This window comes from Petropleomorpha daqingensis (genome assembly GCF_013408985.1).
GTDB classification, from domain to species: Bacteria; Actinomycetota; Actinomycetes; order Mycobacteriales; family Geodermatophilaceae; genus Petropleomorpha; species Petropleomorpha daqingensis.
Genome location: NZ_JACBZT010000001.1, coordinates 2,948,487 through 2,968,616 on the forward strand (window position 1 = coordinate 2,948,487; position 20,130 = coordinate 2,968,616).

23 protein-coding genes are annotated in these 20,130 nt (G+C 74.0%); 17 read left to right on the forward strand and 6 right to left on the reverse strand.

Annotated elements, in window-relative coordinates; all coding sequences use genetic code 11:
- Positions 1-1,833: a gluzincin family metallopeptidase gene (locus tag GGQ55_RS14540; RefSeq protein ID WP_179717843.1), complete on the reverse strand. Its 1,833-nt coding sequence runs from the start codon at positions 1,831-1,833 to the stop codon at positions 1-3.
- 58 nt (positions 1,834-1,891) lie between these two features.
- Positions 1,892-2,530 carry a PilZ domain-containing protein gene (locus GGQ55_RS14545; protein WP_179717845.1) on the reverse strand — a complete coding sequence of 213 codons (639 nt, stop codon included), beginning with the start codon at positions 2,528-2,530 and terminating at the stop codon, positions 1,892-1,894.
- 349 nt (positions 2,531-2,879) lie between these two features.
- Between GGQ55_RS14545 and GGQ55_RS14550 the strand changes: the two genes are divergently transcribed.
- From GGQ55_RS14550 to GGQ55_RS14565, 4 genes are all read left to right on the forward strand, one after another.
- Complete coding sequence (locus tag GGQ55_RS14550; protein WP_179717847.1) at positions 2,880-3,770, forward strand: LLM class flavin-dependent oxidoreductase; 891 nt, start codon at positions 2,880-2,882, stop codon at positions 3,768-3,770.
- A gap of 10 nt (positions 3,771-3,780) precedes the next feature.
- Entirely contained in the window at positions 3,781-5,055 is a 1,275-nt protein-coding gene (locus GGQ55_RS14555) for an alpha/beta hydrolase (protein WP_179717849.1), read from the forward strand.
- Entirely contained in the window at positions 5,052-5,441 is a 390-nt protein-coding gene (locus GGQ55_RS14560; protein WP_179717851.1) for a DUF3052 domain-containing protein, read from the forward strand. Before GGQ55_RS14555 ends, GGQ55_RS14560 begins: the two co-directional genes overlap by 4 nt.
- Positions 5,442-5,513: 72 nt before the next feature.
- Entirely contained in the window at positions 5,514-6,410 is an 897-nt protein-coding gene (locus tag GGQ55_RS14565) for a hypothetical protein (RefSeq protein WP_179717853.1), read from the forward strand.
- Between the two features lie 6 nt (positions 6,411-6,416).
- On the opposite strand, the gene GGQ55_RS14570 is transcribed toward GGQ55_RS14565, so the two are convergent.
- Positions 6,417-6,653, reverse strand: coding sequence for a hypothetical protein (locus tag GGQ55_RS14570; protein WP_179717854.1), 237 nt, complete (start codon positions 6,651-6,653; stop codon positions 6,417-6,419).
- A gap of 34 nt (positions 6,654-6,687) precedes the next feature.
- On the opposite strand from GGQ55_RS14570, the gene cutA reads away from it, so the two are divergent.
- From cutA to ftsX, 5 genes are all read left to right on the forward strand, one after another.
- Positions 6,688-7,017 carry a divalent-cation tolerance protein CutA gene (gene cutA, locus GGQ55_RS14575; RefSeq protein WP_366489351.1) on the forward strand — a complete coding sequence of 110 codons (330 nt, stop codon included), beginning with the start codon at positions 6,688-6,690 and terminating at the stop codon, positions 7,015-7,017.
- A gap of 143 nt (positions 7,018-7,160) precedes the next feature.
- Complete coding sequence (locus GGQ55_RS14580) at positions 7,161-8,891, forward strand: putative bifunctional diguanylate cyclase/phosphodiesterase (protein ID WP_366489353.1); 1,731 nt, start codon at positions 7,161-7,163, stop codon at positions 8,889-8,891.
- 62 nt (positions 8,892-8,953) lie between these two features.
- Entirely contained in the window at positions 8,954-10,066 is a 1,113-nt protein-coding gene (gene prfB / locus GGQ55_RS14585) for a peptide chain release factor 2 (RefSeq protein ID WP_179717860.1), read from the forward strand.
- 97 nt (positions 10,067-10,163) lie between these two features.
- Positions 10,164-10,853 carry a cell division ATP-binding protein FtsE gene (ftsE, locus tag GGQ55_RS14590; RefSeq protein ID WP_179717862.1) on the forward strand — a complete coding sequence of 230 codons (690 nt, stop codon included), beginning with the start codon at positions 10,164-10,166 and terminating at the stop codon, positions 10,851-10,853.
- A 39-nt stretch (positions 10,854-10,892) separates the two neighbouring features.
- Entirely contained in the window at positions 10,893-11,777 is an 885-nt protein-coding gene (gene ftsX, locus GGQ55_RS14595; protein WP_179717864.1) for a permease-like cell division protein FtsX, read from the forward strand.
- Here ftsX and GGQ55_RS14600 read toward each other — a convergent pair.
- Both GGQ55_RS14600 and GGQ55_RS14605 read right to left on the reverse strand, forming a co-directional pair.
- Positions 11,749-13,578 carry an AfsR/SARP family transcriptional regulator gene (locus GGQ55_RS14600; RefSeq protein WP_179717866.1) on the reverse strand — a complete coding sequence of 610 codons (1,830 nt, stop codon included), beginning with the start codon at positions 13,576-13,578 and terminating at the stop codon, positions 11,749-11,751. The two genes, ftsX and GGQ55_RS14600, sit on opposite strands and share 29 nt — an antisense overlap.
- 35 nt (positions 13,579-13,613) lie before the next feature.
- Positions 13,614-13,988 carry a hypothetical protein gene (locus GGQ55_RS14605; protein WP_179717868.1) on the reverse strand — a complete coding sequence of 125 codons (375 nt, stop codon included), beginning with the start codon at positions 13,986-13,988 and terminating at the stop codon, positions 13,614-13,616.
- Positions 13,989-14,052: 64 nt separating this feature from the next.
- On the opposite strand from GGQ55_RS14605, the gene smpB reads away from it, so the two are divergent.
- From smpB to GGQ55_RS14625, 4 genes are all read left to right on the forward strand, one after another.
- Positions 14,053-14,529: an SsrA-binding protein SmpB gene (gene smpB / locus GGQ55_RS14610; protein WP_179717870.1), complete on the forward strand. Its 477-nt coding sequence runs from the start codon at positions 14,053-14,055 to the stop codon at positions 14,527-14,529.
- Positions 14,526-15,446 carry an NADP-dependent oxidoreductase gene (locus GGQ55_RS14615; protein ID WP_179717872.1) on the forward strand — a complete coding sequence of 307 codons (921 nt, stop codon included), beginning with the start codon at positions 14,526-14,528 and terminating at the stop codon, positions 15,444-15,446. Before smpB ends, GGQ55_RS14615 begins: the two co-directional genes overlap by 4 nt.
- 70 nt (positions 15,447-15,516) lie before the next feature.
- On the forward strand, positions 15,517-16,419 hold the full coding sequence (locus GGQ55_RS14620) for an amidohydrolase family protein (protein ID WP_179717874.1): 903 nt from the start codon (positions 15,517-15,519) through the stop codon (positions 16,417-16,419).
- Positions 16,419-16,790: a VOC family protein gene (locus GGQ55_RS14625; protein ID WP_179717876.1), complete on the forward strand. Its 372-nt coding sequence runs from the start codon at positions 16,419-16,421 to the stop codon at positions 16,788-16,790. The genes GGQ55_RS14620 and GGQ55_RS14625 overlap by 1 nt, the downstream gene beginning before the upstream one ends.
- Before the next feature lie 10 nt (positions 16,791-16,800).
- Here the strand turns inward: GGQ55_RS14625 and GGQ55_RS14630 are convergent, their stop codons facing one another.
- Entirely contained in the window at positions 16,801-17,124 is a 324-nt protein-coding gene (locus GGQ55_RS14630; protein ID WP_179717878.1) for a GYD domain-containing protein, read from the reverse strand.
- Between the two features lie 163 nt (positions 17,125-17,287).
- Here GGQ55_RS14630 and GGQ55_RS14635 point away from each other — a divergent pair, with 163 nt between their 5' ends.
- From GGQ55_RS14635 to GGQ55_RS14650, 4 genes are read left to right on the forward strand one after another with little or no spacing between them, the layout of a single operon-like run.
- Complete coding sequence (locus tag GGQ55_RS14635; protein ID WP_366489358.1) at positions 17,288-18,271, forward strand: GNAT family N-acetyltransferase; 984 nt, start codon at positions 17,288-17,290, stop codon at positions 18,269-18,271.
- Entirely contained in the window at positions 18,241-18,714 is a 474-nt protein-coding gene (locus tag GGQ55_RS14640) for a GNAT family N-acetyltransferase (protein WP_179717882.1), read from the forward strand. Before GGQ55_RS14635 ends, GGQ55_RS14640 begins: the two co-directional genes overlap by 31 nt.
- Complete coding sequence (locus GGQ55_RS14645) at positions 18,711-18,920, forward strand: hypothetical protein (RefSeq protein WP_179717884.1); 210 nt, start codon at positions 18,711-18,713, stop codon at positions 18,918-18,920. Before GGQ55_RS14640 ends, GGQ55_RS14645 begins: the two co-directional genes overlap by 4 nt.
- A 13-nt stretch (positions 18,921-18,933) precedes the next feature.
- Complete coding sequence (locus GGQ55_RS14650; protein WP_179717886.1) at positions 18,934-19,809, forward strand: SCO6745 family protein; 876 nt, start codon at positions 18,934-18,936, stop codon at positions 19,807-19,809.
- Positions 19,810-20,130: the final 321 nt, after the last annotated feature.

Genomic DNA, 20,130 nt, shown 5'->3' on the forward strand with positions numbered 1-20,130 from the left:
TCAGCCGACCTCGTGCAGCCGGGCGAAGCGCTCCGCCTCGCCCGGGCCGTCGGTCGCCCCGAGCACTCCCTGCACGCCCCGGATGCCGCTGCGGGCCAGGTACGCCAGCCGGTCGGTCTGCCGCTCGATGTCGAGCAGCGGCTGGCGCTGGTGCAGGCGGTAGCGGCCGAACTGGTCGAACACCAGGACGCCGCCGCCCCAGAGCTCCACCTGCTCGTCGGCCGCCGCCCCGGCCGGCGCGGCGATGCCGGGCGGCAGGGCACCGGCCGTCGTCCGGAGGACCTGGGTGTAGTCGGCCAGGATCTCCGTGACGACCAGCCCGTCCGGGCCGACCCGGGTGCTGCTGAGCACCCGCTCGACGCGCGTCGGGTACCGGACGTCGATCGAGAGCAGGGCGGCGTTGTTCCAGACGAACGAGAAGACCTCGTCCGGTGAGGTGCGCAGCGCCGCCAGGTTGAGGTGCTCGTAGCGCAGCCGCGTCTCCGTGCCCGCGTCGGGATCCGGCGCGACGGCCGCCTCCGTGCCGGCCGGGCGCGCGTCGGCCGCCGCCTCCTCGGTCGGCGCGGCCACGCCGTCGGAGTCGACGATCCGGTGCGGGGGAGGGGTGATCCCGAAGCGCGCGAACGTCTGCTCCAGCGCCGTCCGGTAGCCGTGCGCGTCGTCCGGCGCCAGCCGCCTGTCGGCGGTGAGCACGGCGTCGAGCACGTCGGGGAAGGTGAGGTCGACGGGCGGCAGGTAGTCCAGCGCGCGCAGCAGCATCCCGAGCAGGTGCTCGGCGGACTTGACGCCCTCCTCGCCCACGCGGTCGGCGTCGACGCCGTCCGGGTCGATCCGCAGCGGCTCGAGCCGGCCGGCCCACATGGTCACGAGCGTCTGCAGAAAGGCCGCCACGAGCACCTCGGCGCGGCGGTGCGGCTCGTCGAACTGCGGATCGGTCCGCCACGCGGGGCCGATGTCCAGGACGCCGGACCAGCGCAGCGCCGGGACGTCGTCCGGCCCGCCACCCCCGCCGGCCGCGCCGACCTGCTCGCCGAGCCGGGCCAGCGGTGACGCCATCAGCGTGCGGGCCCGACCCTCGGCGTCGGGGGGAAGGAGGATGCGGCCGTTCTTCGGCGCCAGCAGCCGCAGCGCCACGCCGGGCACGGTGAACACCGACAGCAGGGCGACCAGGTCGGCCAGCGCCTCGTGGAAGGCGAGCTGGTCGGGCAGGCTCGGCTGGGTGAAGCGCGGCCGCAGCCCGTCGAGGATGGCGTGGCTGACCTCGTGCGCGATGACGTCGTAGGACAGCGCCGTGTACAGCGACGGGCGGCTGGGCAGCACCGGCAGCCAGCCGAACAGCACGCAGTTGCGCTCGCGCGAGTAGAACGCGTTCGCCTTGCCGGCCGCGGCCTGCGGGACCAGGTCGAGCTGCGGCAGGCCGGAGTGCCAGGGCACCGGGCGGCCCAGCTGCTGCTCGAACAGCGCGAGGGTGTGCGCGGCGACGGCGTAGACGTTCTGCGCCCGGAAGTCCGGGTCGTCGGGCAGGGCCGTCGCGTCGGGCTGCGCGGACGGCGACCAGCGGTCGACGTAGCGCCAGGGGTCGCCGGCGTGCAGCACTACCGGCAGCGGAGCGCCGGCGGGGGAGACCACCCGGAAGCGCTCGCCGCACGGGCCGCGCTCCAGCCGTCCGGCGGGGACGGGGATCGGTGCCCGGATCGGGCCGCCGTCGTCGACGATCGTGGGGTCCTGCGCCAGCACCGTCATCGCCACGGTCTCCTGCGTCAGCAGGTTGCGGTCGCCCGCGGCCGGGACGACGTCGACGACCAGTTCCTCGTGTTGGACGGCCATGCGCACCCCCGGCTCCTCCGGCGAGGGCGACACGCTACTGCGGAACGGCGCGCTCTCGGAGCGTTCAGCCCCTGGCGAGGGCCCGTTCCGCGCGCAGGGCCTCGAACACCCGCTGCCGCAGCCGGTCGGCGTCCAGTTCGCGGACGTCGTCGAAGCGCATGGCGAGCAGCCACTGCGGTCCGCGGTCGGGCACCACCCAGATCAGCTCGCCGTGCAGGTCGACGAAGCCCTTCTCCAGGTCGATGGTCACCTGCATGCGGGTGCCCTTCTCGGGCGGCACGCCCCAGCCGTCGACCTGGGCGCGCATGCCGGCCTCGCTGAGGTCGACCGTCGTCCCGATCAGCTGGGAGTCGGCCCAGGGCATGATCACGGGCAGCGACAGCCGGGCCCGCACGGCCTTGCGCCGCTGGCTGCGCTCGGCCGGCCCGGTGGCCGCGAGGTGCCAGCGCGGCTCCTCGCCGTCCTCGACCTCGACGATCTTGGCCGGGAGCGTGCGCTCCTCGTTGCCGGCCACCCAGAACACCTCGACCTTGTCGCCCGGCGACAGTGCCGTCTTCCACGCCGAGCCCTCGCCCTGGGGGCTGACCACCAGCGCGTAGTCGGTGGACACGTCCACGCAGGCGGTCACGGTGATGCCGCGGGTCACCAGCGTGACGTCGGCCTGCGTGCACTCCGGGGGCCGGTTCACGTCGATGTCGTCCATGGTCCTTCTCCTGGCTGGTCAAGTGGGGGTGCCGGGCTCCCCGAGCGCGTCGAGGCCGTGCGGTGCTCCGCGTCGAGCACGTCGTCCCCCTTGTGATCGGCACTCCGGCGGCAGACTTGAGTCACTCAACCCATGGAGTTGGGCCAGTCGCCACCGCGGTGCCGCTGCTCGGACTTCGTTGTCCGCAATACGCTTGTGTCATCGGCGGTCGCGGCGAGGTCCTTGCGGGTCGCTCACCCTCCGGGGTGGCCGCCGGGCCCCGATTGCGGTGGAGGTCACGCCGAGCGCGTGCCGCCGGTCACAGATCGGGCCCGGGAAGAGCCGCTGCCGGCGCAGAGTTGCCGCTGCCATGCCCGACTACGGACACGAGCTGCAGTTCGGCTCGTTCCTCACCCCGTCGAACCGCGATCCCCAGGCGGTCGTCGCGCTCGCGCAGGCCGCCGAGCGCGCCGGACTGGACCTGGTCACCTTTCAGGACCACCCCTACCAGCCCCGGTTCCTGGACACCTGGACGCTGCTGTCCTACGTCGCCGCCCGGACCGAGCGGGTGCACCTCGCCCCGAACGTGCTCAACGTGCCGCTGCGGCCGCCGGCGGTCGTGGCGCGCGCCGCGGCCAGCCTCGACCTGCTCACCGACGGCCGCCTCGAACTGGGCCTCGGCGCCGGCGGCTTCTGGGACGCGATCGAGGCCATGGGCGGCATCCGGCTGTCCTCCGGCCAGGCGGTCGCCGCCCTCGCCGACGCCATCGAGATCATCCGCGGCATCTGGGACGGCGACGAGCGGAGCCTGCTCCGGGTGCCGGGCGGCCACCACCGGGTCGAGGGCGCCAAGCGCGGTCCCCGCCCGGCCCACGACATCGCGATCTGGCTCGGCGCGCTCAAGCCGCGGATGCTCCGGCTGGTCGGCCGGGCCGCCGACGGCTGGCTGCCCTCGCTGTCCTACCTCGGCCTCGACGCGATCGCCGGGTCGAACGCGCTGATCGACGAGGCGGCGGCCGACGCCGGCCGCGACCCGGCGCGGATCCGCCGGCTGCTCAACGTCGGCGGCAGCCTCGGCGGCGGGGGCCTGACCGGCCCGCCGGCCACCTGGGGCGAGCGGCTGGCCGAGTTCAGCCTCGAGCACGGCTTCTCGGCGTTCATCCTCGCCGCGGACGACGCCGACGATCTCGCCGTCTTCGGTCAGGAGGTCGCACCGGCAGTCCGCGAGATGGTGGAGGCGGAACGGCGCCGCGCGGCCTAGGTTTCGCGGCATGGCATCGAGCGAGGGCGTCCTGGTCGCGGGGGCGCCGGAGGACCCGCCGCGGCCCCGGCGCACCCGCCGCCGGCTGCCGCGACGGCGGCTGCTGCTCGTGCTCGCCGTCCTCGTCCTGCTCGTGCTCGTGCTGTTCGCGGGCGGCAGCTGGTACTACTCCGGCCAGATCGGCAGCGAGGCGCTGGCCGCCGACCACCGGGTGGACCCGGCGCGCTACGACCTGGTCGTCGACGCCGTCGACGGGGAGTCCGTCGTCCTGCGCCGGACCGGCGAGGTGCCCGCCGACGACCCGCTCGACAGCGGGGACACCTACGGCCTGGTCTGGCCCGGCGGCGCGGGCGTGCTCTCCGGCCAGCCGGTGCGCGAGATCGGCGGCGCCGTCCACCGGGACCTCCGGACGACGACCGGCAGCCGGCCCGGCCACGGGACCCCCGCGCGGCTCGAGGTGAACGTCTGGACCGACCCGAAGGCCGCCTACGGCGTCGACTACCAGGACGTGACCTTCCCGTGCGCGGGCGGGCAGTGCCCCGCCTGGTACGTGCCCGGACGCCCGTCGACCTGGTGGATCGCCGTCCACGGCAAGGGCGCGACGCGGGCCGAGCCGCTGCGCGCCATGCAGGTCGCGGTCGACGACCGCATCTCCGTGCTCGACATCGGCTACCGCAACGACCCCGACGCGCCGGCGGACCCCAGCGGCCGGTACGGCTACGGCGCGACCGAGTGGCGTGACCTCGACGCGGCCGTCACCTTCGCCGTCGACCACGGCGCCCAGGAGGTCGTCCTGTTCGGCTCGTCGATGGGCGGGGCGATCGTCGCCTCCTTCCTCGAGCACTCCGCGCAGGCGCGGCTGGTCACCGGCGTCGTCCTCGACTCTCCGGCGCTCGACCTGAAGGCGACCGTCGAGTACGGCGCGAGCCGGCGCCGGCTGCCGGTGATCGGCACCGGCCTGCCCGACGTGCTGACCCACACCGCGGAGTGGCTGGCCACCGAGCGGTACGACCTGGACTGGGACGCCGTCGACTACCTGCCCGGCGACTGGGTGCGCATGCCCGTGCTGCTGTTCCACGGCACGGACGACGACACGGTGCCGATCGCCACCAGCGACGAGCTGTACGAGGCGCACCCGAACCTGGTCCGGGAGGTCCGGGTGCGCGATGCGGGGCACGTCCAGTCGTGGAACGTGGACCCCGCCGGCTACCACGAGGCGCTCAACGACTTCCTCAGCTGCATCGTCTCCTCGAACCCGTCGCTGTCCTGCCTGGAGTCGCCGTGACCGCCGGGTACAGCGGCACCCCGCTGCCGGCCAAGCTCGGCATCACGGCCGGCACGCGGGTGCTGCTCGACGGCGCCCCCGACGACGTCCCGCTCGACGGGCACCGCCGTCCCGGCCGCGACCCGTACGACGTCGTCCTGCTCTTCGCCCCCGACGCGGCGCGGCTGCACACCCGCTGGCCGGCGCTCGTGCCGCGGGTGACCACGCCCGGGCGGCTGTGGGTGTGCTGGCCGAAGAAGAGCAGCGGCGTGCCGACCGACCTCACCGAGAACGTCGTCCGCGACTTCGGGCTGGCCGGAGGCCTGGTCGACGTGAAGGTCTGCGCGATCGACGCGACCTGGTCCGGGCTGGCGTTCGTCCGCCGGCTGGCGGATCGGGGGGTGTGACCCGCGGGTTCCGCAACGGCAGCAGGAGTGGGATCCTGCCCAGGCCGCTGCCCCGACCACCGGAGGGATGCCATGCGCCGTCGGCTGCTCCGCTCGACCCTCGTCCTCGCCGCCACCGGCGCCGTCCTCGTCGGGGGCGGTCCGGCCGCGCTGGCCGGTGGCGACCACGGCCACGGGCGGGACGTGCAGACGGTCCACGTCGTGGGCAACGGCACCGCGGCCTCGGTCGACGACGACCACGTGCACGCCGGCACGGTCCGCTTCGAGGTGTCCAGCGTGGCGCCGGCGTTCAGCGCGGTCACGATGTTCCAGCTGAAGAACGGCGCGACGCTGGACCAGTTCTTCGACGACGTCCGCAAGGAGTTCCACCCCACCGACCTGTCGGTCCGCGCGGAGGGGACACGGGACGCGCGGCGGCACGCCACGTTCTACGGCCTCGCCGACGTCGTCCCGGGGGTGCCGCTCGCGGTCACCGAGAACCTGCGGCCCGGCACCTACTGGCTCATGGACCTGACCACCCCGCCGGACCCGGTGAACGATCCCCCCGTGACCCGCTTCCGGGTCACGGGTGGTGGGAGCGGCGGCGACGGCAGCCGGCACGCCGACGTGCGGGTGCGGCTGACCGACGACCGCTTCCTCGCCCCGCGCGTGTGGCCGCGGGCCGGCACGTGGTGGCTGACCAACGCCGACGACACCCTGCACTTCATGCTGCTGCAGCCGGTGCAGCCGGGCACCACCGAGCGCCAGGTGCAGCAGGCGCTGGAGGCCAGCGGCGGTGGCTCGGTGGGCGACCTCGCCGACCCGACCCGTCCGCCGGTCGGCAGCGAGGTGATCTCACCGGGCGTCCGGCACGCCGTCGACTACGACCTGCCGCCCGGCCGGTACGTCCTGCTGTGCTTCGTCGCCGACGAGGGCGACGGCATGTCGCACGCCGTCATGGGGATGCACCGGGTGATCGACCTGCGGTAACCAGGGTCAGCCGCCGCGCTCGACCTCGGCCTGGATGACGCCGCGCAGCGCGGTGAGCAGCGACTGGTCCTCGGCGTCCCCGCGGTCGATCGCCGCGCGGGCCTCGGCGGGGAACACGCTGGTGTCGATGTCGTCCAGCCACGTCACGTCCCCGCCGACCCGCCGGCCGACCTGCAGCCCGCCGTCCTCGGGGCGCAGCACGTACTCCTCGCCGTCCACGCGGATGTTCACGAAGTCGCTCATGCGCCCGCCCTACCCACCTGGGCAGGATCGGCACGTGGAGGACACCGAGTTCTGCGAGGTCGTGGTCACCGCCGACGACGCGGACTGGCTGACCGGGTTCACCCGCACCCTGGTCGAGGAGCGGCTGGCCGCCTGCGGGCAGGCGGTGCGCGAGGTCCGCTCGATCTACCGCTGGCAGGGCGCCGTCCACGACGAGGCGGAGGCCCGGGTGGCGCTGCACACCCGCCGCTCGCTCGTGCCGGCGATCGTCGCGCGCGCCGGCGAGCTGCACCCCTACGACGTCCCCTGCGTGCTCGCGCTGCCGGTGGTCGCCGGCAACCCCGCCTACCTCGAGTGGCTGGCCGCCGAGACCCGGGACGCCTGACCAGCGCGTTTCGCCGGACACGCCGTCGAGGAGTCACCCATTCGGGTCCGACCGCGTGGCGGAACTCAACAACGGCCGCCCCGCGTCCGATGGTGGGGGAGGAGTGGCGCCAGGGCGGGCGCCGCGCGGGCTCGGGAGGTCGCGTGCCGGTGCGAGCGGCGAACCACGCCGTCCGGGTGGAGGCGGTGATCGACGCGCTGCCCTCGCCCACCGTGCTGCTGGGCGCCGACGGCACCGTGCTGCTCGCCAACTCCGCCTGGTCCGCCCGCAACGCCGCCGTCGCGGACACGCCCGTCGCGCTCGGCGTCGGCGGCAACTACTTCGCCGCCGCGCGCCGCTTCGGCGACGAGGCCGCCGGAGAGGCGCTGGTCAGCGCCCTCGCCGAGCTCTCCCGCGGCGAGCGCGACTCGGTCGCGGTCGACTGCGTCGCGCCCGAGGGCGACGGCACCCGCTGGTTCCACCTGCAGGCCTCCCGGGTCGACGAGGCCGGCCAGATCGTCGTCACCCACACCGACATCACCGCCCGCGTGCTGGCCGAGAAGACCTCGGCGTGGCAGGCGCGGCACGACCACCTGACCGAGCTGCCCAACCGTGTCCACCTGCACGAGCTGATCGACGAGGAGTTGCGGCGCCCCGGCCGCGGCGCGGTCACCGTGCTGTTCCTCGACTGCGACGGCTTCAAGGAGGTCAACGACTCGCTCGGGCACGAGGTCGGTGACGAGCTGCTGCGTCAGGTCGCCGCGCGGCTGTCCACGCGCACCCGCTCCGGCGACACGGTCGGCCGGCTCGGCGGCGACGAGTTCGTCGTCCTCTGCCGGGACTGCGACACCGCCGGCGCCGAGGCGCTGGCCGGCCGCTTCCAGAGCGCCTTCGACGAGCCGTTCGCGCTGGGGCCGCGCACCGCGCGGCTGACCGCCAGCATCGGCATCGCGACCTGCGGCGCGGAGGACACCGGACTGCGCTCGACCGACCTGGTGCGCGACGCCGACCTGGCCATGTACGCGGCCAAGGCCGCCGGGCGCAACCGGGTGCGGACGTTCACCACCGACCTGCGCTACGCCGCCGAGCGCAAGGCGCTGCTGGCCGGCGAGCTGCGCACCGCCATCGACGCCGGGCAGCTGGTGCTGCACTACCAGCCGGTCATGTACCTGCCCACCGGCGAGTGCAGCGGCGTCGAGGCGCTGGTGCGCTGGCAGCACCCCGAGCGCGGGCTGCTCCCGCCGGGGGAGTTCCTCCCCGCCGCCGAGCGGCAGGACCTCGTCGCCCCGCTGGCCCGCTGGGTGCTCGGGGAGGCCACCCGGCAGACCGCCGAGTGGTCGCGGCGCGGGCTGCACGTGGTGACCGGGGTGAACATCAGCGCCAGCCACTTCGCCACCGGCACGCTCGTGGACGACGTCGCCGAGGCGCTCGCCGCCGCCGGGCTGCCGGCCGAGCAGCTGATCCTGGAGCTCACCGAGACCTCCGTCGCCGACGAACCGGAGCGCGCCGCCGCCCAGTTCGCCGCGCTGCGCCGGTCGGGCGTCGAGGTCTCCATCGACGACTTCGGCAGCGGCTGGTCCTCGATCAGCCAGCTGATCAACATCCCGACCGGGGTCATCAAGATCGACCGCAGCCTCGTCGCCGGGATCGAGGGCCGCGAGGGCTCGGCGGAGGCGGCCATCGCCGCCGTCGTCGGCCTGGCGGCGGCCTGCGGCGCGCGCACCCTGGCCGAGGGCGTGGAGACCGCCGAGCAGCTGGCCCGCGCCGCCGCGCTGGGCTGCACGTTCGCGCAGGGCTACCACATCGCCCGGCCGATGCCCGCCGACGACCTGGAGCGCTGGATGTCCGTCTGGCGCCGCGCTCCGCACCTGTCGCCGTCCGTCCCGGCCCCCTAGGCAGAAGTCGCGACTTCTGCCGCACGGGGCCGAGCTCCGGGGCGCGACTACATTGGATCGACGTGGCCGCTGACTTCTCCGCCGTCCTCGACGAGCTCGACACGACCCTGACGTCGATCGAGGCGGTCCTCGACGTCGACCGGCTGCGGCGTGACATCGCCGACCTCGAGCAGCAGGCCGCCGCGCCCGACCTCTGGGACGACGTCGAGTCCGCGCAGGCGCTGACCTCGAAGCTGTCCTACCTGCAGGGCGACCTGCGCCGGGTCGAGGACCTGCGCCGCCGCCTGGACGACGCCGCCGTCCTGCACGAGCTGGCCGAGGAGGAGGGCGACGCCGGCAGCCTGGCCGAGGCCGACCGCGAGCTCGAGGGGCTGCGCAAGGAGATCGACGAGCTCGAGGTCCGCACGCTGCTCAACGGCGAGTACGACTCCCGCGAGGCGCTGGTGACCATCCGCTCGGAGGCGGGGGGCGTCGACGCCGCCGACTTCGCCGAGATGCTCATGCGGATGTACATGCGCTGGGCCGAGCGGCACAAGTACGCCGTCGAGCTGCTCGACGTCAGCTACGCGGAGGAGGCCGGCATCAAGTCGGCCACGTTCTCGGTCAAGGTGCCCTACGCCTACGGCACGCTCTCGGTCGAGCAGGGCACCCACCGGCTGGTGCGCATCTCGCCGTTCGACAACCAGGGACGGCGGCAGACCTCCTTCGCCGGCGTCGAGGTGCTGCCGGTCGTCGAGCAGACCGACCACGTCGACATCCCCGAGAACGACATCCGGATCGACGTCTTCCGCTCCAGCGGTCCGGGCGGGCAGAGCGTCAACACGACCGACTCCGCCGTCCGGATCACCCACCTGCCCACGGGCATCGTCGTCTCCTGCCAGAACGAGAAGAGCCAGATCCAGAACCGGGCCGCCGCCATGCGCGTGCTCCAGGCCCGGCTGCTGGCCCGCCGGCAGGAGGAGCAGCGGGCCGAGATGGACGCGCTCAAGGGGGAGGGGAGCAGCTGGGGCAACCAGATGCGCTCCTACGTCCTGCACCCCTACCAGATGGTCAAGGACCTGCGGACCGAGCAGGAGACCGGCAACACCACCGCGGTCCTGGACGGCGACATCGACGGCTTCATCGAGGCCGGCATCCGGTGGCGCCGCCAGCAGGAATCGGTGGCCGCGAACTGACCGCGGACGTCCCGTCCGTCACACCTGAGAAGACAGGCCTGGGCGTTTCACCTCGACGGCGGCCCTCGGCGGCCCGGGGCCGGTACCGTGGACCCTCGTGATCGAATTGCAACACGTCACCAAGCTCTACCCGGCCAGCTCCCGGCCGGCCCTCGATGACGTGTCGACAGAGATCGACAAGGGCGAATTCGTCTTCCTCATCGGTTCGTCCGGATCGGGCAAGTCGACCTTCCTCCGGCTGCTGCTGAAGGAGGACGACCCCACCAAGGGCACGATCTCGATCAACGGGCAGACGCTCAACACCTTGAGCAAGTGGAAGGTGCCGAAGCTGCGCCGCACGATGGGCTGCGTCTTCCAGGACTTCCGCCTGCTGCGCAACCGGACGGTCGCCGAGAACGTGGCCTTCGCGCTGGAGGTCATCAACAAGCCCCAGCGCACGATCAAGCGCGTCGTCCCCGAGGTGCTGGAGATGGTCGGCCTCGAGGGCAAGGCCAACCGGCTGCCGCACGAGCTCTCCGGTGGTGAGCAGCAGCGGGTGGCGATCGCCCGCGCGTTCGTCAACCGGCCGCTGGTGCTGCTGGCCGACGAGCCGACCGGCAACCTCGACCCCGAGACCAGCGAGGGGATCATGCTGCTGCTGGAGCGGATCAACCGCACCGGCACCACGGTGATCATGGCGACGCACGACTACCACATCGTCGACTCCATGCGCCGGCGCGTGATCGAGCTCAACGGCGGCCAGATCACCCGCGACCAGTCGCGCGGTGTCTACGGCGTCGGCCGGTAACCCGCTCCTCGACAAGCAGAACTCCACGACAGGGAATCCATGCGCGTCAACTTCGTGCTCTCCGAGGTGGCCACCGGGCTGCGTCGCAACCTGACCATGACGGTCGCGATGATCCTGACGACGGCCATCTCCCTCGGCCTCATGGGCACCGGCATCCTGATCGCCACGATGATCTCCGACATGAAGGAGATCTACTACGACAAGGTGCAGGTCTCCATCTTCCTGACCGACGACGTCACCGACGACCAGCGCAGCGCCATCGAGCAGAAGCTGAAGGCGTCCGACGAGGTCAAGAGCTACATCTACGAGTCCAAGGACGAGGCGTACAAGCGCTTCAAGGAGCAGTTCGCGCAGCAGCCCGACCTGGTCAACAACGTCGGCCCCGACGCGCTGCCGGAGAGCTTCCGCGTCGAGCTGGTCAACCCCGAGCGCTACTCGGTGATCGCCAGCGAGTTCCCCAACGGGCAGAACGGCGTCGACCAGGTCAGGGATGAAGGCGACTTCCTCGACCGGTTGTTCAGCCTGCTCAACGGGGCGAGAAACGCGACGATCGCGGTGGCCGTCGTGCAAGCCCTGGCCGCGGTGCTGCTGATCTCCAACACGATCCAGCTCGCGGCCTTCAACCGGCGCAACGAGACCAACATCATGCGGTTGGTCGGCGCCTCGCGCTGGTACACCCAGCTGCCGTTCATCCTCGAGGCCGGGCTGGCCGGGCTGGTCGGTGGGCTGCTCGCCGTCGGCGGCCTGGTGCTGACCAAGCTGCTGTTCGTCGACAAGACGCTGGCCGGCCCGATCAAGGCCGGCATCATCACCGAGATCCACTGGAGCTCGGTCGCCACCACGGGCGCGTACATCACGATCGGTGGGGTGGTCGCGGCCGGCATCGCCGCCTACATCACCCTGCGGCTGTACGTGCGCCTCTGAGGCCCTTCTCCGCCGCGGCCAGCCGCGCGGCGAGGACGGGGTTGTCGACGGCGGCCACGGCGCTGCGCGCGGCGTCCAGCGCGCCGGGCCGGCCGGCCGCCAGGCGCAGCAGCGCCGCCTCCGCCTGCAGCTCGCGCATGCCGTGGGCGGAGGCGATCCGGTCGAGCTCCTCGATCAGCTCCAGCGCCCGCGGCAGGCCGTGCTCGAGGGCGTGCCCGGCCTGGGCGACCAGCCCGTAGGCCTCCAGCCAGAGGTAGGCGTCGGTCCAGCGGTGGCAGGCGGCGGGTGCGTCGTGCAGCAGGCGGGCGGCGGTGTCGTCGTCCCCGCGGACGGCGGCGACCAGGCCGAGCCCGCGCGCGGCCAGGCTCTCCCAGCACGGGTCGCCGACCTCCAGCGCGAGGGTGTGCGCGGAGACGAGCAGCTCGTCGGCCTCCGTGACCCGGCCGCGGCGCAGCGCCACCTCCGCCAGCCACGAGCGCGGATAGGGGCAGAAGGACAGCCAGCCCGACGTCTCGGTCAGCCGGTCCGCCCGCTCCAGGCACTCGACCGCCGCGTCGTCCTCGTGCCGCAGCACGTGCAGCCGGCCCAGGTGGGTCAGCGCGAACGTCGCGGCCCGCCCGTCGCCGGCCATCTCCGCGTGCCGGACGGCGTCGCGCAGCAGCACCAGGGCCTCGTCGTGCCGACCCGCGTCGCTGCGCACCGAGCCGCGCAGCGCCAGGATCCACGCCCGCTCGGACTCGTCGGCGCCGACGGTGACCGCCGCACGGTCCAGCCAGCGCTCGGCCGCCTCGAACCGGCAGCGCAGGAACTCCACGTAGCCCAGCTCGCGGCAGGCGGTCGTGGCCAGCTCCGGCCGGCCGCTGCGCTCGGCGACGGCGACGGCCTCGCGCAGCGCCGACGCCCCGGACTCGTCGGAGCCCCGCACCGCGTGCACCTCGGCGCTGCCCAGCTCGGTGAGCGCCCGCACCAGCAGCTCCGGCTCGCGCAGCTCGCGCGCCCCGGCCACCGCGCGGCGCAGCGACTCGATGCCCGCCTCGGGCGCGCCGGCGGCCATCGCGGAGGCGCCGGCCTGCAGCTGCGCCGTCGTCCGGGTCCGGCTGGCGCCGCTCGGGCGGGCGAGCACCGGCTCGGCCGCGGCGGCCAGCGACCGGGCGGGCGGTGCGCCCAGTTCCTCGAGGAACAGCTCGGTGACCAGGGCGACGTGCCGGCGGGCGGCGGCCACGTCACCGCCGGCCGCCAGCGCCCGGACGAGCAGCTCGTGGGCGTTCTCGTCCCAGGGCTGCAGGTCGACCAGGCGCCGCGCGTGGGGTGCGGCGTCGTCCGGGCGGCCGGCGGTGAGCAGCGCCCGGGCCGCCTCGCGCAGCGCCGAGGAGGCCAGCTCGACCACGTGCCGCCGCTCGCCCTCCAGCCACAGCTCGAAGCCCGGGCACGCGGGGAAGGTGACGCCCTCCAGCAGCGGCGCCCCGACGTCGACCCGGTCGACCACCTCGTACCAGGGTGCGGTGGCCAGCAGGTGCACGTCGACCCGCACGTCGGGGCCGAGGGCGACGGCCACCGGATCGCCGCGGAAGGACTGCGGGGAGCGCACCGCCCGGCGCAGCTGGGTGAGGTTCCAGCGCAGCGCCGCCAGCCCGTCGTCGGCGTCCGGGAACAGCAGCCCGACCAGCCGGTCCCGGGGGACCGGCACGCCGACGCCGACCAGGTAGGCCAGCAGCGCCCAGGTCTTGTTGCCCCGTGGTCCGTCGACCGGGACGCCGTCGACGCGCACCGACGGCTGCCCGAGGAGCTGCACGTCCAGCACGGCGGTCCTCCTCTGCCGCGCGTCAGCGTGCCCGATCACGGGTTCGCCGTCAGCCCCTTGTGCAGCCGGACGAGCAGTTCCTCGGCGACGTCGGTGGACGGGCTCGCGCTCGAGCCGACCGCGCGGACGAGCAGGCCGGTCGCCGAGGACAGGTCACGGACGACGACGACGCCGGGCCCGGCGGTGAGCGGGACGCCGGGGTCGACGCCGAGCGCGGCGGCCGTCCGGCGGGCCAGCGCGGCCAGCGAGAGGACCGCCTGGCCGGCGTGCGTGCAGCTGCCCAGCTCCGCGTCGTCGCACTCGGCGCACAGCACGAGCGCGTCGCCGAGCACGGTGAGCAGGTCGCGGGCCGGCGCGGGGGCGGGCTCCGGAACCGGGGCCGGTGCGGGTGCGGTCAGGAGTGCGGTCATGGCGCACAGGCTGCGGTCGGAGCATGTGACGGCCCGTGTGACGGCGTCTCGGTAACCTGGTGTCATGCCGCGTGAACAGGGGCGGAAGCTCATCGCCCAGAACAAGAAGGCGCGGCACGACTACTCGATCCTCGACACCTACGAGGTGGGCCTGGTGCTCACCGGCACCGAGGTGAAGAGCCTGCGTGCCGGCCGTGCCTCGCTCGTCGACGGGTTCGCCACCGTCGACGACGGCGAGGTGTGGCTGCAGCACGTGCACATCCCCGAGTACACCGAGGGCACGTGGACCAACCACGCCCCGCGGCGCAAGCGCAAGGTGCTCATGCACCGGGCCGAGATCGACAAGCTCATCGGCAAGACCAAGGAGGGCGGGCTCACGCTCGTCCCGCTCGACCTGTACTTCAAGGACGGCAAGGTCAAGGCCACCCTCGCGCTCGCGCGCGGCAAGAAGGCCTACGACAAGCGGCAGGACCTCGCCGAGCGCGACTCGCGCCGGGAGATCCAGAAGGCGTTCGGCCGGTACGTGAAGGGCCGCCGGTGAGGGGTGCCGCGTACGACGGTTTCGGCGACGTCGACGTCCTGACCGTGCGCGACGACCTGCCCGAGCCGCCGGTCGGACCCGACACCGTGCTGGTGCGCACGCGGGCCGCCGGGGTCAACCCGGTGGACCTGGGCATCCGCGCCGGGCGGCTGGCCGGCGCGTTCCCGCACCACTTCCCGATCATCCCGGGCTGGGAGCTGTCCGGGGTCGTGGAGGCCGCCGGCCCGGCGGTCACCGACCTCGCGCCGGGTGACGAGGTGTACGCCTACGTCCGCCGGGACGACGTCCAGTGGGGCGCGATGGCCGAGCTCGTGCCCGCCCCGGTGCGCTGCGTGGCCCGCAAGCCGCAGTCGCTGTCGTTCGCCGAGGCCGCGGCCGTGCCGCTGGCCGGGCTGACCGCCTACCAGGCGCTGACCGAGGCGCTCGACGTCGGCGAGGGCGACCGGGTGCTCGTGCACCGCGGCGCGGGCGGCGTCGGGTTCTTCGCCGTCCAGATCGCCGTGGCGCTGGGCGCGCAGGTGATCGCGACCGCGAGCCCGCGCAACCACGGCTTCCTGCGCGACGCCGGCGCCGCGGAGGTGCTCGACTACTCCGCCGGGCCGATCAGCGGGCAGCTCGCCGAGCCGGTCGACGCCGTCCTCGACCTGGTCGGGGGCGACACGCTGGCCGACGCGCCGAAGCAGGTGCGCGACCCCGCCCGGATCGTGTCGATCGTCGACCCCGCGGTCCGCGACCTGGGCGGCCGGTACGTGTTCGTGCGGCCCGACGCGCACGACCTGGAGGAGCTGGCCCTGATGGCCGACGCCGGCCAGCTGCGGGTCTCGATCGCGAAGGCGTTCCCGCTGGAGCAGGTGCGCCAGGCGCAGGAGCTGCTGGCCGGCGGGCACGTGCGCGGCAAGGTCGTCGTCACGTTGTGAGAACGACGCCCGAGTGAGCATCGCAGGGAGCGCCAGCGACCGAGGAGCGGAGCGAGGGCGGAGTCGAACCATGGATGCTGTGATCAGGCCGCCGGAGGACGACGCCGACGTTCCGCGCTACTGGCGCGAGCTCGGTCTGCCCGGGCTGGTCGACACGCACGTGCACTTCCTGCCGCCCCGGGTGCAGGCGAAGGTCTGGAAGTTCTTCGAGGACGGCGCCGCGCACTACGGCACCGACTGGCCGATCGCCTACGCGATGCCCGACGAGGACGAGCGGCTGGCGGTCCTCGAGCGGCTGGGCGTGCGGGCCTTCCCGACGCTGCCCTACCCGCACAAGGCGGGCATGGCCGCGTGGCTCAACGACTGGTCGGCGGAGTTCGCCGGCCGCGATCCGCGGATCCTGCAGTCGGCGACCTTCTACCCGGAGCCGGAGGCGCCGTTTTACGTCGCCGAGGCGCTCGACCGGGGCGCCCGGGTGTTCAAGGTGCACGTGCAGGTCGGTGAGTTCGACCCGCGCTCGCCGGTGCTGGACGCGGTGTGGGGCCGACTCGAGGCCGAGGGCACACCGGTGGTGATCCACTGCGGGTCGGGGCCGCGGGCCGGCACGCACACCGGGCCGGGGCCGGTGAGCGAGGTGCTCGCGCGGCACCCGCGGCTGCAGCTGGTCATCGCGCACATGGGCATGCCGGAGTACGCCGCCTTCTTCGACCTGGCCGAGCGGTACGAGCGGGTGCACCTGGACACCACGATGTTCGGCACCGACTTCACCGAGCAGCTCATGCCGTTCGACCCGGCCGACCGGTCGCGGTTGTCGGCACTCCGCGAGAAGGTGCTGCTGGGCAGCGACTTCCCGAGCATCCCCTATCCGTACGCGCACCAGCTCGCGGCGCTGCACCGGCTCGACCTGGGGGAGGAGTGGCTGCGCGCCGTCCTGTGGGAGAACGGCGCCCGACTGTTCGGACTGGAGACCTGATGCCCAGCTTCTCGTTGACCGCCGCCGTGCTCGGGACGCCGGACCCCCAGGGGCTGGCCCGCTTCTACCAGCGCCTGCTCGGCTGGCCGATCGGCAGCGACGACCCCACCTGGACGACGCTGCGCCCGGAGGGCGGCGGGGCCGGGCTGTCCTTCCAGCTGGAGGACGACCACACCCCGCCGACCTGGCCGGCCGGCGACGGCGACCAGCAGATGCAGGTCCACCTGGACATCGAGGTCGACGACCTCGAGGCCGCCGTCGCGATCGCCACCGAGGCCGGTGCGAAGGTCGCCGACTTCCAGCCCCAGGACGACGTCCGGGTCTGCCTCGACCCGGCCGGTCACCCGTTCTGCCTCTGGGTGCGGGAGTAGAGCGCTCGGGTCAGCTCTGCCCCGGAGGCGAGTAGTCGGGGCGGATCTGGGCAGCGCGGTCGACCTGCTCCGGGGTGAGCAGCGCGACCGTCCGCACGCTGACCGTGCCGCTCGCGTTGACCGTCAAGGCCACCGCGGCGGCCGTCTCGGCGTCGGGCACGTCGACGATCACGAACGCGTCGTCACCGCCGAACGCGAAGTCGAACGACTCGAGCCGGCCACCGAGACCGGAGAGGGTCTTCTCGATCCCGGTCACGCGGGCCGATCCACCGGCCTGCATCAGAGCGCGCGAGCCCTGCGGCCCGTAGTTGGCGATGAACAGGTAGCGGGCCATGGGGGCCCTCCTCTCGGGTACCCCCGTGCGCTGTCGGAGCCTGGCCCGCCGCCCGGGGAGCGGCCAGAGCCCTGCGGCCCTGCGGTGTGGAGGCCCCCCGCCTTCGGTCGGTCCGCGGCATAACCGTTCGCGAGCGACCGCCGGTCTCCCTACCCTCCCTGGCGTGCCCGCCCCGCTGCCCCTGCCCGCCGGCCTGACCACGCGGCCGCTGACCCCCGACGACGTCGACGCCGTCGCCGGCCTGCTGCAGGCCGCCGAGAAGGTGGACGACACCGGGGAGAACTTCGAGGCCGACGACCTCACCGAGTGGTGGGTCAACGAGCTGGTCGACCTCGATCGCGACGGGCTGGCGGTCTGCGGCGAGGACGGCGGCATCGTCGCGTACGGGACCACGCTGGCGCCCCCGACGTTCCGGGACGCGTTCGCCGTGTACCTCGAGGGCCGGGTGCACCCGGAGCACCGCCGGCGGGGCATCGGGCGGGCGGTGCTGGACTGGCAGCTGGCGCGGGGTGCGCAGATCCACGCCGAGCGGCACCCGGAGGCGCCGGCGCGCCTCTCCGTCGGGGTGTTCGAGACGATGCCCGGGCTGGCCGCGCTGGTCGAGGGGGCCGGGCTGACCGCCGAGCGGTGGTACCGGTTGATGGAGCGCCCGCTCTCCGACCTGCCGGCCGTCCCCTCCGCCGAGCTCGTGCCGTTCACCTGGGAGAGGGACGACGAGGTCCGCCGGGCGCACAACGCGGCGTTCACCCGCCACCACGGCTCCAGCGAGCGCGATCCGGCGTCCTGGCAGGTGATGTTCACCGGGCAGCGCGCGTTCCGGCCGGAGCTGTCCACGCTGGCGCTGGTGGACGGCGCGGTCGCCGCCTACGCGCTGGTCTACGTCTACGACTCCGACACCCGGGCGACCGGGGTGGCCGACGCCCACTTCGGCCAGATCGGCACCCTGCCCGAGCACCGCGGCCGCGGCCTGGCCACCACCGCGATCGCCGCCTCGCTGCGCGCCGCCGCCCACGCCGGCTGCGGGCGGGCCAGCCTGCAGGTCGACAGCGAGAACGTGACCGGCGCGCTGCGCCTCTACGAGGGGCTCGGCTTCACGGTCCGGCGCACCTCGGTGTCGTGGGCCCGCGCGCTGCCACCTCGCTCGTGACGCCGTCGTTCCGGGCGGCGACGCCGGATGACCTGCCGATGGTCTACCGCGCGGAGCTGGCCTACATCCGCGACGTCGAGCCGGATGCCGAACCCGCCTGGATCCGGGCCACCGACCGCAACCTCGAGCTGTGGGTGGCGAACCTGCTGCGAACCACGGTCGCCGAGGTCGCCGGCGAGCCGGCCGGCTTCGTCATGTGGATGCCGACCGGCCAGACCGCCACCGTCGTCACCGTGCAGGTGCTGCCGGAGTTCCGGCGGTGCGGCCTCGGCCGGCGGTTGCTCGACCGCGTGGTCGCCGATGCCGACGGGCGGTCGGTCGAACTGGGCGTGCACCGCGCCAACCCCGCCCGCGCGCTGTACGAGCGCGCCGGCTTCACGCGCGTCAGCGAGCGCGGCGACTACCTGATGTACCGGCGCGACCGAACTACGCTTCCGGCATGACCGGGCTGGCGATCGCGGCGGGCTCGATCGTGCTCGTCGCTGCCGTCCTGGTGCTCAGCGCGCGCCTGACCGGCCTGGTGGCCGAGCGCTTCGGGGAGGACCCGAAGCCATGGCAGCTGCGGATGCTGCCGTTCGGTCCGTTCGGCCCGGTGCTCACGTGGGTGCTGCTCAGCCGACCCGGCGGCGGGGGCGGTTCCTGGGCCTGATCGAATCGCGGCCATGGTCAGCGTCGACTCGCCCGCTTTCGACCCCCGCGTGGTCGCCCGCGCCCACCGCGCGGTGGAGCCCCTGCACAACAACGTCTACTTCGCCCCCGAGCACGACGAGCGGCTCACCGCCGTCGGGCTGCGGCCGGGGCGCATGTGCTACTTCGCCGGGCGGGCGGCGCCGATGGGCCCGGTCGGGCCGGGGGTCGTCGCCGCGACGTTCTACAACTTCTCGCCGTCCCTGGTCGCCCGGCACATCCCCCGCGCCTGGACCCTCGCCTCGCCGGAGGAGGTCGTCGCCGCCCGATTCGGGGCCGCGCGGGCGTCGCTGACCCGGTTGCTCGGCGACGCCGCCGGGTCGCCGGAGGTCGCGGAGCTGGCTGGGCTGCTGCGCGAGGCCTGCTCGGTGCTCACCCCCGAGGCGCGGCCGCTGTACGCGGGGCACGCCGACCTGCTCTGGCCCGACGAGCCGGTGCTCGAGCTGTGGCACGGGGCGACGCTGCTGCGCGAGCACCGCGGCGACGGGCACCTGGCCGCGCTGCTTCGCGCCGGCCTGACCGGCCTCGAGGCGCTGATCACCCACGTCGTCACCGGCCGCGGCTTCAGCGAGCACGGCGCCCGCGTCACTCGTGGCTGGAGCGAGGAGGACTGGACGGCGACCGTCGCGTCGCTGACCGAGCGCGGTCTGCTCGCCGACGGGCAGCTCACCGCGGAGGGCGCCGACCTGCGGGCGCGGATCGAGGCGGAGACCGACGAGCTGTCGGCCGCGCCGTGGGCGCACCTCGGGCCGGAGCGGACGGCGCGGGTCGTCGAGCTCGGCCGGGGCCTCTCGGCTCGGCTGGTCGCCGCCGGCGCGTACCCCGCCGAGCTGTTCCCCGCGCGCGGCTGAGCTCGCGCCGGTCATCACCCTCGCGGCGTGGCCGCGACCCGCGGGTCGTGCCGCGAGGGCGACGACCACGCGGCGCAGGTCATCGTGCTGACCAGCTGCTTCCCCGCTGGTCATGGCGTGTTCACCCGACCGGGGGACGCGGATTGGACACGACGTGTCACGATGGACGACGGCCTTGCGCGAGAAGACATCGTGACGGACGGGGCCGGCGAGGGAGGGAGGCTCGGGCGATGCGCAGCGAACCTCCCAGTCCCAGTCCCGAGGTTCTCCCCGCCTGACGCACGGCCGGATCGGCCGGTGCGCGGTCGCGTGGGGAGGACC

What these genes read in the sequence shown, in the direction of transcription:
- GGQ55_RS14545 (WP_179717845.1), bottom strand. Translation starts at nt 2,530, where the DNA reads ATGGACGACATCGACGTGAACCGGCCCCCGGAGTGCACGCAGGCCGAC.
- GGQ55_RS14550 (WP_179717847.1), top strand. Translation starts at nt 2,880, where the DNA reads ATGCCCGACTACGGACACGAGCTGCAGTTCGGCTCGTTCCTCACCCCG.
- GGQ55_RS14555 (WP_179717849.1), top strand. Translation starts at nt 3,781, where the DNA reads ATGGCATCGAGCGAGGGCGTCCTGGTCGCGGGGGCGCCGGAGGACCCG.
- GGQ55_RS14565 (WP_179717853.1), top strand. Translation starts at nt 5,514, where the DNA reads ATGCGCCGTCGGCTGCTCCGCTCGACCCTCGTCCTCGCCGCCACCGGC.
- GGQ55_RS14570 (WP_179717854.1), bottom strand. Translation starts at nt 6,653, where the DNA reads ATGAGCGACTTCGTGAACATCCGCGTGGACGGCGAGGAGTACGTGCTG.
- ftsX (WP_179717864.1), top strand. Translation starts at nt 10,893, where the DNA reads ATGCGCGTCAACTTCGTGCTCTCCGAGGTGGCCACCGGGCTGCGTCGC.
- GGQ55_RS14605 (WP_179717868.1), bottom strand. Translation starts at nt 13,988, where the DNA reads ATGACCGCACTCCTGACCGCACCCGCACCGGCCCCGGTTCCGGAGCCC.
- smpB (WP_179717870.1), top strand. Translation starts at nt 14,053, where the DNA reads ATGCCGCGTGAACAGGGGCGGAAGCTCATCGCCCAGAACAAGAAGGCG.
- GGQ55_RS14620 (WP_179717874.1), top strand. Translation starts at nt 15,517, where the DNA reads ATGGATGCTGTGATCAGGCCGCCGGAGGACGACGCCGACGTTCCGCGC.
- GGQ55_RS14625 (WP_179717876.1), top strand. Translation starts at nt 16,419, where the DNA reads ATGCCCAGCTTCTCGTTGACCGCCGCCGTGCTCGGGACGCCGGACCCC.
- GGQ55_RS14630 (WP_179717878.1), bottom strand. Translation starts at nt 17,124, where the DNA reads ATGGCCCGCTACCTGTTCATCGCCAACTACGGGCCGCAGGGCTCGCGC.
- GGQ55_RS14645 (WP_179717884.1), top strand. Translation starts at nt 18,711, where the DNA reads ATGACCGGGCTGGCGATCGCGGCGGGCTCGATCGTGCTCGTCGCTGCC.
- GGQ55_RS14650 (WP_179717886.1), top strand. Translation starts at nt 18,934, where the DNA reads ATGGTCAGCGTCGACTCGCCCGCTTTCGACCCCCGCGTGGTCGCCCGC.